Annotated in this window: 14 protein-coding genes and 3 pseudogenes; 9 read left to right on the top strand and 8 right to left on the bottom strand. The window is 62.4% G+C overall.

Annotated features, from left to right (window positions below):
- Positions 1 to 64 precede the first annotated feature (64 nt).
- Complete coding sequence (locus AC07T0_RS18060) at positions 65 to 604, top strand: DUF1003 domain-containing protein (protein WP_495002488.1); 540 nt, start codon at positions 65 to 67, stop codon at positions 602 to 604.
- Positions 605 to 613: 9 nt separating this feature from the next.
- On the opposite strand, the gene AC07T0_RS18055 is transcribed toward AC07T0_RS18060, so the two are convergent.
- Positions 614 to 1,519, bottom strand: coding sequence for a LysR family transcriptional regulator (locus tag AC07T0_RS18055; protein ID WP_495002487.1), 906 nt, complete (start codon positions 1,517 to 1,519; stop codon positions 614 to 616).
- A gap of 79 nt (positions 1,520 to 1,598) precedes the next feature.
- Here AC07T0_RS18055 and AC07T0_RS18050 point away from each other — a divergent pair, with 79 nt between their 5' ends.
- Both AC07T0_RS18050 and AC07T0_RS18045 read left to right on the top strand, forming a co-directional pair.
- Positions 1,599 to 2,318, top strand: a complete 720-nt coding sequence (locus AC07T0_RS18050; RefSeq protein WP_495002486.1) for a CTP synthase C-terminal region-related (seleno)protein — start codon at positions 1,599 to 1,601, stop codon at positions 2,316 to 2,318.
- Positions 2,315 to 2,638 carry an antibiotic biosynthesis monooxygenase family protein gene (locus AC07T0_RS18045; RefSeq protein ID WP_495002485.1) on the top strand — a complete coding sequence of 108 codons (324 nt, stop codon included), beginning with the start codon at positions 2,315 to 2,317 and terminating at the stop codon, positions 2,636 to 2,638. The genes AC07T0_RS18050 and AC07T0_RS18045 overlap by 4 nt, the downstream gene beginning before the upstream one ends.
- A 14-nt stretch (positions 2,639 to 2,652) precedes the next feature.
- Here AC07T0_RS18045 and AC07T0_RS18040 read toward each other — a convergent pair whose 3' ends face one another.
- Complete coding sequence (locus AC07T0_RS18040; RefSeq protein WP_495002484.1) at positions 2,653 to 2,982, bottom strand: DUF2025 family protein; 330 nt, start codon at positions 2,980 to 2,982, stop codon at positions 2,653 to 2,655.
- 228 nt (positions 2,983 to 3,210) lie between these two features.
- On the opposite strand from AC07T0_RS18040, the gene AC07T0_RS18035 reads away from it, so the two are divergent.
- On the top strand, positions 3,211 to 4,329 hold the full coding sequence (locus AC07T0_RS18035; protein WP_495002483.1) for a glycerophosphodiester phosphodiesterase: 1,119 nt from the start codon (positions 3,211 to 3,213) through the stop codon (positions 4,327 to 4,329).
- Between the two features lie 125 nt (positions 4,330 to 4,454).
- Here AC07T0_RS18035 and AC07T0_RS18030 read toward each other — a convergent pair whose 3' ends face one another.
- Together AC07T0_RS18030 and AC07T0_RS18025 are read right to left on the bottom strand one after the other, a co-directional pair.
- A complete protein-coding gene (locus AC07T0_RS18030) occupies positions 4,455 to 5,699 on the bottom strand; it encodes an OprD family porin (RefSeq protein ID WP_495002482.1) in 1,245 nt (414 codons plus the stop codon).
- A gap of 121 nt (positions 5,700 to 5,820) precedes the next feature.
- On the bottom strand, positions 5,821 to 7,104 hold the full coding sequence (locus tag AC07T0_RS18025; RefSeq protein ID WP_495002481.1) for an MFS transporter: 1,284 nt from the start codon (positions 7,102 to 7,104) through the stop codon (positions 5,821 to 5,823).
- 333 nt (positions 7,105 to 7,437) lie between these two features.
- Here AC07T0_RS18025 and AC07T0_RS18020 point away from each other — a divergent pair, with 333 nt between their 5' ends.
- Positions 7,438 to 8,241, top strand: a complete 804-nt coding sequence (locus AC07T0_RS18020; protein ID WP_495002480.1) for a putative hydro-lyase — start codon at positions 7,438 to 7,440, stop codon at positions 8,239 to 8,241.
- A 1-nt stretch (position 8,242) separates the two neighbouring features.
- On the opposite strand, the gene AC07T0_RS18015 is transcribed toward AC07T0_RS18020, so the two are convergent.
- Together AC07T0_RS18015 and AC07T0_RS18010 are read right to left on the bottom strand one after the other, a co-directional pair.
- Complete coding sequence (locus AC07T0_RS18015) at positions 8,243 to 8,695, bottom strand: hypothetical protein (RefSeq protein ID WP_495002479.1); 453 nt, start codon at positions 8,693 to 8,695, stop codon at positions 8,243 to 8,245.
- A gap of 122 nt (positions 8,696 to 8,817) precedes the next feature.
- On the bottom strand, positions 8,818 to 9,426 hold the full coding sequence (locus AC07T0_RS18010) for a methyl-accepting chemotaxis protein (RefSeq protein WP_495002509.1): 609 nt from the start codon (positions 9,424 to 9,426) through the stop codon (positions 8,818 to 8,820).
- Between the two features lie 1,328 nt (positions 9,427 to 10,754).
- Between AC07T0_RS18010 and AC07T0_RS18005 the strand changes: the two genes are divergently transcribed.
- Positions 10,755 to 11,777 (top strand): transporter, encoded by a 1,023-nt coding sequence (locus AC07T0_RS18005; protein WP_495002478.1) that lies wholly within the window; start codon positions 10,755 to 10,757, stop codon positions 11,775 to 11,777.
- 71 nt (positions 11,778 to 11,848) lie between these two features.
- Positions 11,849 to 13,468 (top strand): inorganic phosphate transporter, encoded by a 1,620-nt coding sequence (locus AC07T0_RS18000; protein ID WP_495002477.1) that lies wholly within the window; start codon positions 11,849 to 11,851, stop codon positions 13,466 to 13,468.
- 42 nt (positions 13,469 to 13,510) lie between these two features.
- On the opposite strand, the pseudogene AC07T0_RS17995 reads toward AC07T0_RS18000, so the two are convergent.
- Positions 13,511 to 13,708: pseudogene (locus tag AC07T0_RS17995) on the bottom strand (LysR substrate-binding domain-containing protein); the annotation flags it as partial.
- Here AC07T0_RS17995 and AC07T0_RS17990 point away from each other — a divergent pair.
- Positions 13,700 to 13,999, top strand: a pseudogene (locus tag AC07T0_RS17990) (SDR family NAD(P)-dependent oxidoreductase); the annotation flags it as partial. The pseudogenes AC07T0_RS17995 and AC07T0_RS17990 overlap by 9 nt on opposite strands.
- 212 nt (positions 14,000 to 14,211) lie before the next feature.
- Positions 14,212 to 14,703, top strand: a pseudogene (locus AC07T0_RS17985) (substrate-binding domain-containing protein); the annotation flags it as partial.
- A gap of 6 nt (positions 14,704 to 14,709) precedes the next feature.
- Here AC07T0_RS17985 and AC07T0_RS17980 read toward each other — a convergent pair.
- On the bottom strand, positions 14,710 to 15,960 hold the full coding sequence (locus tag AC07T0_RS17980) for an RNA polymerase sigma factor (protein WP_495002476.1): 1,251 nt from the start codon (positions 15,958 to 15,960) through the stop codon (positions 14,710 to 14,712).
- Positions 15,961 to 15,977 lie beyond the last annotated feature (17 nt).

Here is a 15,977-nt window from a genome sequence, read left to right as displayed (position 1 = left end):
GGCATCGCGCGGCATGGGATGGGGCTATAGTGAGCCCTGATTCCCACGCCTTGCCGAGTTCGCCATGACATCAGAAAAAACCGAAGCCAAAAGCCCTGAAGCAACAGCGAAAACCATCGATCACCTGCGTTTCCATCGCCCTCACGCGCATTTGTCCACCACCTTCGGCAACGACACCTTTGCCCTGAAGGCCGAAGCCTTTGCGCGTTTTTTTGGTACACCGATGTTTCTCGGTGCCCAGACGGTGATCGTCGCGGCCTGGATCATCCTCAACGTCACGGGCGTGACCCAGTTCGACGTCTACCCGTTCATCCTCCTCAACCTGGCGTTCAGCCTGCAAGCGGCCTATGCCGCACCCCTGATTCTGCTGGCCCAGACCCGCCAGGCCGCACGCGACAAGGCCCATGCCGACGCGGATGCCCAACACCGTGAAGCCCTGGCTGTGGCCAACAGCGAACGTCAGGCCGCGGCGGCGAAAACCACCGAGCAACTGCTGATGCTGCTCGAACAGAACACCCAACTGACCGAAATGACCAAGCAACTGACCGAGCGCATCGAGGGCCTGACGCTGGAGATGCACGAGCATTTCGTGCGCAAAACCTGACAAAACGCCTCAGCTGGGTGTTCCGCCACCCTGCCCGAGGCGAATGGCCCGGGCCAGCTCATCGAACAAGGCCACCACCGAGCGCAACGCCCGGCAATCGGGACGGGTCAGCAACCACAACGCCGTGTCGTAGCTCGGCGGCACCTCGGCCAGAGGCTGCAAGCCCTGCTGCTCGCCCAGCATGAAATCCGGCAGCACCGCGATCCCCAATCCGGCCCGTGCCAGCTCCGCCACCGACAACATGCTGTTGCAACGGTAACTTGGCATGACTCCCGGATAGCGCTGACGGCGCCAGCTCACGCTCGGATGATCGGGCAGAAAATCGTCTGGAGCGATCCAGGCCAGTCGCTGCAGATCCTCAATAGCGACCGCTGACAAATACGCCGGGCTGGCACACACCCGATAACCCACCGCCCCGAGACAGCGACCCACCAGATGCTCCGGGGGCGAGTCGGTCAAGCGCAGGGCGATATCGGCGTCGCGCCGCTTCAGGTTGGCGAAATCGTTGGAGGTGCTGAGCTCCAGGGTCAGGGCCGGATAAGCCGGCATGAACAGCGCCAGCGCCGGTAACAACAGCGTATGCAGAACCGAGTCGGTGCAGGTCAGACGCACTGTGCCACTGATCACCTCGCCCCCCTGCTCGATGCTGACGCACGCAGCCTCCAAAGCCTGCTCGGCGCGCTCCGCCTGTTCGGCCAGGGATTGCGCCAGGCCGGTGGGCAGATAACCGGCGCGACTCTTTTCGAACAGCTCTCGGCCCAGCGCGGCCTCCAGCCGGCGCACCGAACGGAACACCGTCGAGACATCGACCTTGAGCAATCCCGCCGCCCGTGCCAGGGAGCATCCACGGACCAGCGCGAGAATCAGCGACAGGTCGGCCTGTTCCAGTCGATAGTGCAGTGGTGCATTGATCAATTGGGTAACTGCCTATATTGAATGCGTCGCCGCCACCTTATAGTTCGCTCCGGGAATCAACAAGCCTGAGGGAATATCCATGGAACAGCGCTCGCCACACACCGTCCTGAACATCGCCCTGATCGGCGATCACGACCCGCAGGTCACCGCTCATCGTGCCATTTCCGTGGCCCTGCAACGGGCGGCCGAGGACGCCGGGCTGAACGTGCAAGTCCATTGGCTGGCCACCGACAGCCTTACGCCGCAGACCAACCTGAGCCTGTTCGATGGTTTCTGGTGCGTGCCGGGTAGCCCCTACCGCAGCCTCGAAGGCGCCTTGCTGGCGATTACCCATGCCCGCGAACAACGACACCCGTTCCTCGGGACCTGCGGCGGTTTCCAACACGCGGTCCTGGAGTATGCGCGTCATGTCCTGGGCTGGACGGACGCCGAACATGGCGAAACGGCGCCCGACTCACCGCGTGCGGTGATTTCGCCGCTGAGCTGCTCGCTGGTCGAAGCCCACGAGCGCATCCGCTTTGTCGAGGGTACGCTGATCGCCAAGGCCTATGAGGCCCTGGAAACCCATGAGGGTTATCACTGCCGCTACGGCATCAACCCCGAGTTCGAAAGCGCCTTGCTCGACGGCGACTTGTACGCCAGCGGCTACGATACCCAAGGTGATCTGCGTGCCGTCGAACTCAAGGGGCACCCCTTCTTCGTCGCCAGCTTGTTTCAACCCGAGCGCGCGGCGCTGGAAGGGCGTACCCCGGCGCTGGTCAGTGCGTTCCTGGCAGCCTGCGCGAGTCAACCGCAATGATCGCCCAGACACCACAACCGTCTTACTACGCCGTGATTTTCACCTCCCTGCGTACCGAGGGTGATCAAGGTTACGGCGAGGCGGCGCAGCGCATGGTCGAGCTGGCCCGACAACAACCGGGCTTTCTCGGCGTCGAGTCGGCCCGGGGCGAGGATGGCCTGGGCATCACCGTATCCTACTGGAGCAGCGAAGCGGCGATCCTGGCCTGGAAACAACACGCCGAACACAGCGAAATCCGTGAACGCGGTCGTGCAACCTGGTACCAGGCTTTTCATACCCGGGTGTGCAAGGTCGAACGCTCCTACGCTTTCCAGCGTTGACCGCCAGCACCCTGTCAGGAAGCGCTGAGCGCTTTGCGCAGCGCGACGATCTCAGGAATGTCCACACGCCGCTGGTACACCCGCAGCGGCTCGCTGATGTTGATCCGGTCATCGATATTCTGCGCCAGCAGTAGCTGGATTCGTTCGCGGCTGAGGCTCATGGCCTCCTCCGCGCTCGGCACCCAGACAAACTCGCAAGCCGGGAAGATGGCATCATCCGCCACGTCCATGCCGAAGGCGTCCTCACTGAAGCGGACGATGTATTGAGCGATCTTGCGATTGAAGCCGACAAAACCCTTGAGTTGGTCGGCGGCCAGGCAGATAAGCTCGGATGTGATAGGCATGGTAAACCCCGCTGAAGAGCCACAAGGCTCATGGATGGCTGGTTTACACGCAGGGCGGGCCTGTCCCTCTGGTGGGGAAATAGGCGACAAATCCTGAAGCACAATACCCGAGGAACATACCGAAAATCGGATCTGGCGCACGTTTGTGTCGATTTCACGATAGCCGCTGTAGCAATCCGTTGTTAAAAGGAAGCTCTGACATTCACTCTCTGCGAAAGGAATTCGAGCATGCCCGTCAACTTCACCCAAAGCGCCCTGGTCCTGAGCCTGCTGCTGGGCCTGGGCACCGCCGAGGCCAACAGCGCCTCCAGCGCCGTTGCAGCCGCGGCCGGCATTCCCCACCCAGCCGTGATCGCCCACCGTGGCGCTTCCTTCGATGCCCCCGAATCCACCGCCGCCTCCTACACCCTGGCCCGCGACCTGGGTGCCGACTACCTGGAAATGGACCTGCAACGCAGCAAGGACGGGGTGATCTTCGCCCTGCACGACAACAACCTGTCGCGCACCACCGACGTCGCCAGCAAGTTCCCCGAACGCAGGGATAGCCCGGCCAACGAGTTCACCTGGGCCGAACTGCAAACCCTGGACGCCGGCAGCTGGTTCAACAAGGCCTACCCCGAGCGTGCGCGCCCGACCTACGTCGGCCTGAAAATTCTCAGCCTGGACCAGATCATCGACATCGCCCAAGCCAACCCGAAACACCAGCCGGGCCTGTACATCGAGACCAAGGAACCCAAGCAGTTCCCCGGTATCGAGCATGAACTGAAGAACAAATTGCAGGAACGCGGCCTGTTGAGCCCGACGCCGGTGGTGTCCAAGGAACAGCCCCAGGTTGGCCAGGGCAACGGCAAGGTGATCCTGCAGACCTTCGAGAAGAGCAGCCTCGAGCTGTTGCAAAAGGAAATGCCGGACACGCCGAAGATCCTGCTGCTGTGGGTCGGTGAAGGCAGCATCGAGCCCAAGTCGAAGGTCAGCTTCGCCGACTCCGGCGAGAAGACCAAGGCGGCCTACTACGCCAAGCAGGAACCCAAGGACAAGGCCGAATTCGAGAAATGGATCGACTATGCCAAGGCTCAGGGCGCCATCGGTACCGGTCCGTCGGCGCAACTGACCCAGGGTGGCGACCAGAGCTATTCGGACCTGGTCAAACCCTGGATGAACCAGTACACCCACGACAAGGGCATGCTGGTGCATGTCTACACCGTCGATACGCCGACGGACTACAAGAAGGTGCTGGACGCGGGGGTCGATGGCATCTTCACCAACCGCTCGTCCGAGTTGCTCAAGTACTTCAAGCGCGCGTCGCCGAAAACCGTGCCGCAGATTCTCGAAGCCAACGGCTACTGAGCACATCAACCCTGTGGGAGCGGTGCTTGCCCGCGAAGCTTTTGGCGATGTCCAAGGCCTCTTCGCTGGCAAGCCAGGCTCCTACACGTTCCGCGGCGTCCGGAAGATTGATAGACCGCCAGCCCTTACCAGAGCGCCACGGTATAGCTGAGGATCAGACGGTTCTCGTCCAGGTCATTGCCAAAGTTCGAGCGCACCGTCGCATTGCGCCACTTCACCCCCAGCCCTTTGAACGTGCCGTCCTGGAACACATAGCCGATGTCGGTGTTGCGTTCCCACTCCTTGCCTTCACCCGGCGCAGTACGTTGCACATTGTCACCCGACACATAGCGAGTCATGAAAGTCAGACCCGGCAAGCCCAATTGCGCAAAGTCGTAGTCATAACGCACCTGCAAGGAGCGCTCGTCGATATTGGCAAAGTCGCCGATCTGCACGAAGTTCACCAGGTACGGATCGCTGTGCCCAATGTAAGGGTACGGGTCCTTGCCGCTCATGCGCTGATAGCCGAATCCCAGGGCATGCCCCTTGAAGCTATACGTGAACATGCCACCCAATGCGCGGTTATCCAGCGGACGGAAGTTGCCATCCTCGGAGCTACGGGCGTAACGCAGGTCGCTCTTCAAGCTCTGACCCTGGCCCAGGTCCCAGTTATGCACCAGGCCGAGGAAGTTTTGCTGGTAGACATTCTCCAACTTGCCATAGCGATATTGGGTCAGCAGGTTGGGCAACCACTGGTAGTCCGCTCCGGCGAACTGGAACTTGTCGCTCGAACCGCCAATGCGGTTGGCTGTCATCTTCTGATCATCGGTGGAGTCGACATAGCGGATCTGGTTGAACGAGCCCCCGGTCAGCCTCAAGTGCTCGATTTCCTGCACGTTCAGCAAGCCGCCCTGAAAGGTCCCGGGCAGCAAACGGGTGTCGTTGGAAATGATCACCGGATCCTTCATCTGGAAGCTGCCGACCTTCAGGGTGCTCTTGGAAATACGCACCTTGGCGGCCGCCGCCAGCTTGCCATAGCTGTCCTGGGAACCGCCGTGGCGGGTGTCCGCCGGCAACAGACCGGTGCCTGCGGTGCCAGGTCCCGAGTCCAGTTTGTAACCGATCATGCCCAAGGCATCGAGACCGAAACCGACGGTGCCTTCGGTGTAGCCGGACTCCATGCGCAACAGGAAACCCTGGGCCCATTCATCGGCTTTTTCCCGCGAGCCCGGCTGGCGAAAATCGCGGTTGAAGTAGAAGTTGCGGGCTTCCAGGGTCCCCTTGCTGTCAGCGAGGAAATCCGCCCGGGCGCCCGGCGCCCAGAGCAGGCCCAAGCCCACTAACGCGCTCGCTGGCACGAACAAACGTGATAAATAATCGAACGACTTCATGGTGTGCTCCTTTATTGCGGACGCGAGCCGACCCTCTCGGGGGCGTTGGGATCGCGACCGATGTGGTTGAAACGTCAGGATCAGTAGTCCCTGGGCCCGCCGGACCCAGGTGCGTCGGACATCAGCTCTCGAGCTGGCGACCGCGGGTTTCCGGCAGGCTCAAGGCCGCCAGGATCACCACCGCGTAGGCACCGGCGGCAAACACGCCGATACCGACGCCAATCGGCAGGGTTTCACTCAGCGCGCCGATAAACAGCGGAAACAACGCGGCGATGGAGCGCCCGGCGTTGTAGCAGAAGCCCTGGCCCGAACCGCGCATGCGGGTGGGAAACAGCTCGGTGAGAAATGCGCCCATGCCGGCGAAGATGCCCGAGGCGAAGAATCCCAGGGGAAAACCCAGCCAGAGCATCCAGGTGTTATCGATGGGCAGTTGGGTATAGGCCAGGACGATGCACATGGAGCCGACGGCAAAGAGGATGAAGTTCTTCTTGCGACCGATGGCATCGGTCAGCAACGCGCTGATGACATAACCGATATAGGAACCGACGATCACCATCGCCAGGTAGCCGCCAGTGCCCAGCACACTCAGGCCACGCTCGGTTTTCAGGTAGGTCGGCAGCCAGGTGGTGATCGCGTAGTAACCGCCCAGCGCGCCAGTGGTCAGCAACGATGCACGCAAGGTGGTGCTGAGCATCCGTGGCGCGAAGATCTCGAAGAAGGCCCAGGGCGAAGGCTTTTCAGCCTGGCTCAGACGCTCGTCCCGAGCCTGCTCGAAGGTGTCGGACTCCTTGACCAGCCGGCGGATCACCAGCACGAACAGCGCCGGTACCAAGCCGACCATGAACAGCGCCCGCCAGGCCTGCTCCGGCGGCAGGAAACTGAACAAGCCGGCATAGAGCAAGGCCGTCAAACCCCAGCCCAGGGCCCAGCCGGCCTGCACCATGCCCACCGCCTTGCCGCGATCCTGGGAGCGGATCACCTCGCCGATCAGCACCGCACCGGCGGTCCACTCGCCACCAAAACCGAAGCCCATCAGCGTACGGGCCACCAGCAGTTGATCGTAGCTCTGCGCCAACCCGCACATGAAGGTGAAGAAGGCAAACCAGAGCACCGTCAGTTGCAAGGTGCGCACCCGGCCGATGCGGTCGGACAAGATCCCGGCGATCCAGCCGCCGGCCGCCGAGGCCAGCAAGGTCGAGGTGCCGATCAGCCCGGCCTCGCCCTTGGAAATGCCCCAGGTGGCAATCAGGGTGGGAATCACGAAACTCAGCATCTGGGTGTCCATGCCGTCCAGGCCATAGCCGATCTTGCAACTCCAGAAAGTGCGTTTTTCATTTTTGCTCAGCGGGCCGTACCAACTGAACGGGCCGGCACGGCGCGTCCCTGAAGGCACGGGGTCAGTCATGGTGTGTTCCATGGAGGGTTCCTGCGGCAGCAAGGGAAGATGACGGACACGCCTCGTTGTTTTTTTGTGAAGGCGTTGTCGTGGAGAGCCGATGCAGATGCGCTACATCGTGGAGTGGATTCTTCGCGCCGCGGCGGTGCAGCGTCAAACGGGAAAAAAGCCGGTCAATGCATAAGAAAAGTTGATGGCCCCTCAGGGACCTGTGTCGGGATACCGGCGTGCCGCGCGCAACCACGGATCAGTTTTTCTTGTTCGCAATAACAGATTTTCTCGTTGGACGAGGTGCTCGCCGCGCCCTAAAAAGACCTCGACCCAACACAAAAGAGAAGTTCGATGAACCTGCCTGCGCTGTCCTTCGATCAGTTGCGCCATCTGGCGCCGCGCACCTTGCGCCAACACATCGCCACCGACCAGTATCAAGGCCACACCAGCGGCCTGGGCCTGGGCCGGGTACAAGCCAATATCGTGATTCTGCCGGGGGACTGGGCCGACGAGTTCCTGCGTTTCTGCACCCTCAATCGCCAGGCCTGCCCGATACTGGACATCACCCAACCCGGCGACCCGATCTTCCGCCACCTGGGCGACAGCGTCGACATCCGCCACGACGTGCCGCGCTATCGAGTCTATCGCCAGGGCGAACTGAGCGAGGAGCCGCAGAACATCAAGCACCTCTGGCGCGAGGATATGGTGGCCTTCGCCATCGGTTGCTCATTCTCCTTCGAACAACCCTTGCTGGAGGCCGGCATCGACCTGCGCCACGTCAAATTGGGCCGTAACGTGGCGATGTTCCAGACCAATATCGACACCCGTCCCACCGAGCGCCTGCGGGGCAAGCTGGTGGTGAGCATGCGACCGTTGAAGGCCGCCGACGCGATCCGGGCGGTGCAGATCACCGGGCGCATGCCCAATGTGCATGGCGCGCCGGTGCACATCGGCGACCCGCGACTGATCGGCATCCACGACCTCGGCACACCGGACTATGGTGACGCCGTGCCGCTGGCTGACGATGAACTGCCGGTGTTCTGGGCCTGCGGCGTGACGCCGCAATCCGTGGTGCAAGCGTCACGCCCACCGTTATGCATTACCCATGCGCCGGGTTGCATGCTGGTGAGCGATCTGCACAATCACAGCCTTTGACTCAGGCCGTGGTGTTCACCGAAGTGCCCGAGGTGCTGCTGCCCTCTGCCTGCAAGGCAGTGGTCAGGGCGGCGGTGACCGTTGAAATGGAACCGGCAACGGAAGACACCTGCGACTCCGCGCTCGATATCGCGGTGGCCTTGGCGTCAGGGGTATCCGTGCTCGCCTGAGCCTTCTGCATTTGCAGCTCCGCTTGCTGCAACTGCTTTTGCAGAGCGGCCAGCTGCTTTTGCAACTGCTTGACCGTCTCGGAAGCAGAGCTGGAGCTGGAGCTGTCGCTGCTACCCGATGCGCCGCCGGCGCCCGCCGGTTGGCTGCCGCCGGCCTGGGTGGTGCTAGCCGCAGCCCCTGTGGTGCTGGTGCTGGTGGTGTCAGTAGCGGTGGTGCCGGTGGTCTTGTTGGTGCTCGTGGTGGAAGGGATTGGGGCAATGGTGACCGAAGTAATGCTGACCATGGAGATCTCCTGATTCAGTTATGGGCAGTCATGTCATCGACAACCTTTCAACATGATTGAGATCGATTCTGTATCACACGTGTCAGCGTCCCGATACAAGGCCACGTCCATGTGGCCGCGGATCAGCCCGCGAGGCGCGCCGTCACGTCATTCAACTGCCCCGACAAGCCGTGCAGGTTCTGGCTCGCGGCCTCGGTGCGCTTGACGTTGTCCAGGTTGGTACTGGCGATGGCGGTGATCTCGGTCAGGTTGCGCGAAATGTCTTCAGCCACCGAGGTCTGCTCTTCGGCGGCGGTAGCGATCTGACGGTTCATGTCGCGGATCGCTTCCACCGCGGTGGTGATGCGTTCGAGCATGGCGCCGGCCTCGGTCACCTGCTCGACGCTCTCTTCACTGCGAGCCTGCCCGCCCTCGATGGCCTGGGCCGCATCCACCGCGCCGGTCTGGACCGATTGGATGATCTGGTTGATCTCGATGATCGACGCCGCGGTGCGTTGGGCCAGGCTGCGCACCTCATCGGCGACCACGGCAAAGCCGCGTCCGGCTTCACCGGCACGGGCCGCCTCGATGGCGGCGTTGAGCGCCAGCAGGTTGGTCTGTTCGGCAATCCCGCGAATCACTTCCAGCACCTTGCCGACCCGTCCGCTGTCGGCTTCCAGGCGCCGAATGACCGCGGCGGTGGTGCTGATCTCAGCGCGCATGCGGGTAATGGTCTCGATGGTCGATCGCATCACCAGCTCACCCTGCTGGGCCGCGCGATCGGCATCATCCGCCGCCGTAGCGGCATCCCCGGCATGGCGAGCGACTTCCTGGGCGGTGGCGGACATTTCGGTCATCGCCGTGGCCACCTGGTCGGTACGCTGGAACTGTTCGTGGGTACCCTGGGCCATCACACAGGCAATCGACTTCAGTTCGCCACTGGCGCCATCCAGGTCCGAGGTGCTGCGCTTGAGGCGGCTGAACGTCTCGGCCAGGAAGTCGCGCAAGGTATTCGCCGCCACCGCCAGGCGACCCAGTTCGTCCTGGCGGTCGGCATTCACCCGATCAGCGAACTTGCCTTGGCTCAATTGCGCCACGTAGTCGATCAGGCAGCGGATCGGTTCCACCAGGTTGCGGTTGACCAGCCACAGGCTCAACAGACCGATCAGCAGACCTGAAACCAGCAACACCAGGATGCCGACCCAGATGGTTCGCTCGGCGAGGGCACTGATGGCCTGCGACTGCTCATCGCCTTGCTGGCGCAACTGGGCGACCAGGGTCTTCATCTGCTCGCTGGCGGCACGGTCGACGCCCTTGACCGCCTGGTCACCGGCGCTCGCCTCGGACCCGGCCGCCAGGTAAGCCTCGCGGCCTTTCAGATAGGCAGTGCCGAGCACCCGGTGTGCTTCACGCAATTGCTCGATCTGCGATTTCAACTGAGCGTCCATGCCCGGTTGGCTGACCAGACGGCCAAGGATATCCTGCACATCGCGCTGACGCGCTTCAAACTGCGACCAGTAGCGATTGAGATCCTCCGGTTGCTTGCCACGCAACAGGACGTCCTTCCACTCCTGCACCTGCGCCTTGAATTGCACGTTGGCTTCGTCGATCAACTGCGAAGTGCGCAAGGGGCCCGCGAGCAAATCCCGATAATCCTGGACGCCGTTGGACAACAGGTGAAAACAGGTCAGCGCGATCAGCAACATGGCGATCAGGCTGCCGCTCAGGAGCGTGAGAATTTGAGCTCTCAGGGATTTTTTCAACATCGGGGGGAATCTCTGAACAAGGATTGAGCGTCCCCTGTAGGAAACGCAAGGAGTCGAAACATCCTTGTCAGCGACAACCGGGCTCATGGCCAAATAGTGCTGTGGGTAACATCACTACCATCGGCGCGCCAGTACGGCGCTTGAATCAAACCGACCACCGGTCAACGGCGCGCATCATACCCGCCGATCGGTTAAAAAATCTCGAAGCATTTGCTTACATATCGTTCGTCACAAAACTGCCAAAAAGCCTTGAGATGATGAGACCCGCGAACCTGTGAAAAAAAGTTTCAGGCGTTCCCCTTCAGCGAGCCTCCATGAACCACAGCCTTGACCAAAGCCACCGTGACCCGGATCTGTTCGGCCTGCTTTACGGTTTTCGCTTCCGCACCGGCGAACGGGGCGAGGAAATCGACTCGGCCACCGCCCTGCAATGCCTGCAACAACCGGAAAATCCCGATGAGTTCATCTGGCTGCACCTGAACCTCGCGCACGCTGCCTGCGAACGCTGGATGAAGACGCACCTGTCGTTGCCCGAAGAATTTTTCGAGGCGCTGCACGAAGGCTCGCGCTCGACCCGTATTGAGCACGTGGACAACGCCCTGCTGGCGGTGGTCAACGACGTGGTATTCAACCTCAGCAGCATGGTCTCCTCGGACATCTCCACGCTGTGGGTCTGTGCCCGCAGCAAACTGTTGATCAGCGCGCGCCTGCAACCCCTGCATTCGGTGGACAAGCTGCGCTCCTCGGTCAAGGCCGGCGAACGCTTTCGCTCGCCACTGGAATTGCTCGTGCACCTGCTGCGCGACCAGGGTGAAGTGCTGACCCAGATCGTGCGCAAGACCAGCACCAGCGTCGACCAGATCGAAGACCAGTTGCTGGCCCTGCGCCTGAGCAACAACCGCGCCGAACTGGGCGCCATGCGCCGGATACTGGTACGCCTGCAACGCCTGCTGGCCCTGGAGCCGGGCTCGTTGCTGCGGTTGCTCAACCGTCCGCCGCAATGGTTGCAGAAGGAAGACGTCAAGGAACTGCGCAAGTCCACCGAGGAGTTCTCGCTGATCCTCAGCGACCTGGAAGCCCTCGGCGAACGGATCAAGCTGTTGCAGGAAGAGATCGCCGCCGGCCTCAACGAACAGAGCAACCGCACCCTGTTCACCCTGACCGTGGTCACGGTGCTGGCACTGCCGATCAACATCATTGCCGGCTTCTTCGGCATGAACGTCGGCGGCATCCCTCTGTCCGGTGACCCGGAAGGCTTCTGGATCCTGGTGGCGCTGGTGGCGACCTTCACCGTGCTGGCCGGGCGCTGGGCGTTTCGTAAACGTCAGGATTACTGATCTGGCGCAGTCAGCCTGTAACATTTGGAAACGATCATGTCTGGCATCCGTTCTCAAAAAGGATTTCCGGCATGGCCACTCCGTCATCGACTGCTGCCTCGCCCTCCCAGGACGCAGGTAAACCCCAGTTTGAAAGCACTCCCCGCTCGCGCTTCGTCAACACCCTGATCTTTTTCGCGGTGCTGCCCATGGCGCTGCTGTTCACCGCCTACAGCCTGATGCACGACATGCACGACTTCGGCAGCGTGGTCACCACCTGGACGCCTTTCCTGCTGCTCGGCGTGGCGCTGTTGATCGCCCTGGGCTTCGAGTTCGTCAATGGTTTCCACGACACCGCCAATGCCGTGGCCACCGTGATCTACACCCATTCCCTGCCGCCGCATTTCGCCGTGGTCTGGTCCGGCTGCTTCAACTTCCTCGGCGTGCTGCTCTCCAGCGGTGCGGTGGCCTTCGGCATCATCGCCTTGCTGCCGGTGGAACTGATCCTGCAAGTCGGCTCCTCGGCCGGCTTCGCGATGATCTTCGCCCTGCTGATCGCCGCCATCCTGTGGAACCTCGGCACCTGGTGGCTGGGCCTGCCGGCCTCCTCGTCCCACACCCTGATCGGCTCGATCATCGGTGTCGGCGTAGCCAACGCTCTGATGCACGGACGCGACGGCACCAGCGGCGTGGACTGGAGCCAGGCGACCAAGATCGGTTACGCCCTGCTGGTATCGCCATTGGTGGGTTTCTTTTGCGCCGCGCTACTGTTGCTGGCCTTGCGTTTGTTGGTCAAGAACCGCGCGCTTTACAAAGCCCCCAAAGGCAATACACCACCACCGTGGTGGATTCGCGGCCTGCTGATCCTGACCTGTACTGGCGTGTCCTTCGCCCATGGCTCCAATGACGGGCAAAAGGGCATGGGCCTGATCATGCTGATCCTGGTCGGCACCCTGCCGATGGCCTACGCATTGAACCGCACCATGCCCACCGACCAGGCACTGCAATTCGCCGCGATCGCCGAAGTTACCCAGCAGGCGTTGGTACGCAATGCACCGCAACCGACCGCAACCGACCCGCGCCAGACACTCTCCGAGTATGTGCGCAGTAAACAGCCGACACCGGAACTGATCCCGGCGCTGGCCGCCCTGGCCGGCAATATCGGTACTGAAGTCAAGAGTTACGGCTCGCTGGCCAAGGTTCCGGTCGAAGCGGTGGGCAACGTGCGCAACGACATGTACCTGAGCAGCGAAACCATTCGCCTGATGGACAAGGACAAGATCGGCAACTTCGACGCCGATACCCAAGCCAAGCTGCAGCTGTTCAAGCAACAGATCGACGGCGCCACGCGCTTCATTCCACTGTGGGTGAAGATTGCCGTGGCCATCGCCCTGGGCCTGGGCACCATGGTCGGCTGGAAGCGCATCGTGGTCACCGTGGGTGAGAAGATCGGCAAGACCCACCTGACCTACGCCCAGGGCGCCTCGGCGGAAACGGTCGCCATGCTGACCATCGCCGCGGCGGACATGTACGGTTTGCCAGTGTCCACCACCCACGTCCTGTCCTCGGGCGTCGCCGGGGCCATGGTCGCCAATGGCGGCGGCTTGCAGATGCGCACCATCCGCAACCTGGTGATGGCCTGGGTCCTGACCCTGCCAGCAGCGATCCTGTTGTCGGGCAGCCTGTACTGGTTGTTCACGCAGATTTTCTAAGCCCTGCCCCGATGACCGCATGCCCCTGGCATGCGGTCATGTTCAAACCTCGCCAAACGCCGCCTGCGTTACCTGCCCCAACCAATCCATGAACACCCGCACGCGCCGCGGCAGATGACGTTGTTGGGCATACAACAACGACACCTCCAGCGGCGCCGGCAGATAGTCGGGCAATACCGCCAGCAATTCACCGCTGTGCAGATGCTTGCGTACGCCATGGTACGGCGCCTGTATGGCACCTATGCGGCGATGAAAGGCGCGATGGAGACCTTGACCCGTTACCAGGCCAAGGAACTGGGGGCTCGCGGGATCAGCGTCAACTGCCTGGCCCCAGGCGCCATCGAAACCGATTTCGGCGGCGGCAGCGTGCGCGACAACAAAGACCTGAATGACTATGTCGCGGCCAACACCGCGCTGGGCCGTGCCGGTTTGCCGGACGATATCGGCGGCGCTATTGCGCTGCTGCTGAGTGACGCCGGGCAGTGGATCACCGGGCAACGGATCGAGGCTTCGGGCGGGATGTTCCTGTAAATTCAGCACGCTGCGCAACGGCACCTCGCCCCTGCGCGGCGTCCCGGCGAACTCGATCCAACCTTCGTTGAAGCCGTCGATCATCTGCATGCGCGGCAGCGGGTTATTCATCCCCAGGGCGCGGAACAACACCTCCCAAGTCGGTGGCAGGGCTCGCTAACCATGTGGATGGCCGCCTTCGGCGGTTCGCGAGCAAGCTCTGCTCCTACAGGGAACTGGAATGCCTGGTCGCCGAGTGTGACGACCTGGTGGAATTGGTCCGCCAAGGCCGGGCCCAGGTGGCCTTTGCCGAACGGCAGGACAGCTAACCGCCGGACCTGGGCAGTGCCACAGTGGAGGAACGTACCGAATTTGCCGTGTTCGTCCATCGTGAGCATCCCTTGGCGCAACAGGCCAAGGTCGATCAGGCCGGCCTGCAACAGCACCGCGAATTGCGCCTGGCGAGCATCCTCAAGCCTTACGAGAGTCGTGCCCAGGGCCGCTTCTGGTCGGCGTCGAGTTACCTGATGCTGCTGGAAATGGCCCAGCGCGGGTTCGGCTGGGCACCGCTGCCGCGCTGGCTGGTGGAGCGCTTCGACAACGCCTCGCTGGTGGAACTGCCGATCCGCGGCTGGCCACGGCCGGTGGCGGTGGATGCGCTCTGGTCACGTCGGCATCCACCAGGGCCGGCGGGCAGTTGGTTACTGGCGAAGATGCTGGAGTAACACCCGCTACCAGGCGCCGTTCAGTTCCTCCAAGCGACGCTCGATGAAACGCCGCTCCGGCGCCTGCTGCGTCAACGCCAGCGCACGCTGGTAAGCCTCGCGCGCCTGCTCTACCCGCCCCAATCGCCGGCAGAAATCCGCTCGCGCCGAATGCGCCAGGTGGTAGTCCAGCAACTCGCCGCGCCCGAGGATGCCCTCCACCAGCTCAAGCCCCGCCAACGGCCCGTCACGCATGGCCACCGCCACTGCCCGATTGAGTTCTATCACCGCCGAGGGCACTGCTCGCAACAACAGGTCATAGAGCCCGACGATCTGCCGCCAGTCGGTGTCCGCGGCCGTCGCCGACTCGGCATGCACAGCGGCAATCGCGGCCTGCAAGCCGTAGGGCCCGAAACGTCCGGTACCCAGTGCGCGCTCCACCAGCTCACAGCCTTCGGCAATCAGCGCCGGGTTCCAACGCGAGCGATCCTGGGCATCGAGCAGCACCAGTTCGCCACTTTCGGACACCCGCGCCTGACGCCGCGACTCATGCAACAACATCAACGCCAGCAAACCCATGACCTCGGGGTCCGGCAGCAACTCCAGCAACAGCCGTCCCAGGCGGATGGCTTCCGCCGTCAGGTCGTCGCGGGTCAGGCTGGCGCCGAGGGACGCTGAGTAGCCCTCGTTGAACACCAGGTAAATGACTCGCAACACCGTGTCCAGGCGCTCGGGTAATTCCGCCAAGGAAGGCACCTGATAAGGGATCTTCGCGTCACGAATCTTGGTCTTGGCGCGCACGATGCGCTGGGCGATGGTCGAGGGGCTCGCGAGAAAGGCTCGGGCAATTTCTTCGGTGGTCAGGTCGCAGACTTCGCGCAACGTCAGCGGTACCTGGGCATCCGCCGACAACGCCGGGTGACAACAGGTAAAGATCAACCGCAGCCGATCATCCTCGACATCCTCATCCTTCCATTCACTTTGCTCCAGTGCTTCGGCCTGGGCGATCAGTTGCCCCTGGGACGCGGTAAACCGCGCCCGGCGGCGTAGCACGTCGATGGCCTTGAAACGCCCGGTGGAGACGAGCCAAGCCCGGGGATTGGCCGGCACGCCATCGCGCTGCCAGCGTTCGACGGCGATAAAGAAGGCTTCGTGCAAGGCCTCCTCGGCCAAGTCAAAATCCCCCAGCAAACGGATCAGGGTGGCCAGGATCCGCCGCGATTCGCCTCGGTACACCGCCTCGACCTGCTGCTTGACGCTATCGGGCTCAACGGTCAATCCAGCACCCCCTGGCT

It is taken from the genome of Pseudomonas sp. GW821-FHT04D07 (assembly GCF_059420225.1).
The sequence above is the reverse complement of the archived record's forward strand: the minus strand, read 5'-3'. Positions and strand labels throughout refer to the sequence as shown.

Coding starts and splice junctions, on each gene's coding strand:
- AC07T0_RS18060 (WP_495002488.1), top strand. CDS start 65: ATGACATCAGAAAAAACCGAAGCCAAAAGCCCTGAAGCAACAGCGAAA.
- AC07T0_RS18050 (WP_495002486.1), top strand. CDS start 1,599: ATGGAACAGCGCTCGCCACACACCGTCCTGAACATCGCCCTGATCGGC.
- AC07T0_RS18045 (WP_495002485.1), top strand. CDS start 2,315: ATGATCGCCCAGACACCACAACCGTCTTACTACGCCGTGATTTTCACC.
- AC07T0_RS18040 (WP_495002484.1), bottom strand. CDS start 2,982: ATGCCTATCACATCCGAGCTTATCTGCCTGGCCGCCGACCAACTCAAG.
- AC07T0_RS18035 (WP_495002483.1), top strand. CDS start 3,211: ATGCCCGTCAACTTCACCCAAAGCGCCCTGGTCCTGAGCCTGCTGCTG.
- AC07T0_RS18030 (WP_495002482.1), bottom strand. CDS start 5,699: ATGAAGTCGTTCGATTATTTATCACGTTTGTTCGTGCCAGCGAGCGCG.
- AC07T0_RS18025 (WP_495002481.1), bottom strand. CDS start 7,104: ATGACTGACCCCGTGCCTTCAGGGACGCGCCGTGCCGGCCCGTTCAGT.
- AC07T0_RS18020 (WP_495002480.1), top strand. CDS start 7,438: ATGAACCTGCCTGCGCTGTCCTTCGATCAGTTGCGCCATCTGGCGCCG.
- AC07T0_RS18015 (WP_495002479.1), bottom strand. CDS start 8,695: ATGGTCAGCATTACTTCGGTCACCATTGCCCCAATCCCTTCCACCACG.
- AC07T0_RS18010 (WP_495002509.1), bottom strand. CDS start 9,426: ATGCGATCGACCATCGAGACCATTACCCGCATGCGCGCTGAGATCAGC.
- AC07T0_RS18005 (WP_495002478.1), top strand. CDS start 10,755: ATGAACCACAGCCTTGACCAAAGCCACCGTGACCCGGATCTGTTCGGC.
- AC07T0_RS18000 (WP_495002477.1), top strand. CDS start 11,849: ATGGCCACTCCGTCATCGACTGCTGCCTCGCCCTCCCAGGACGCAGGT.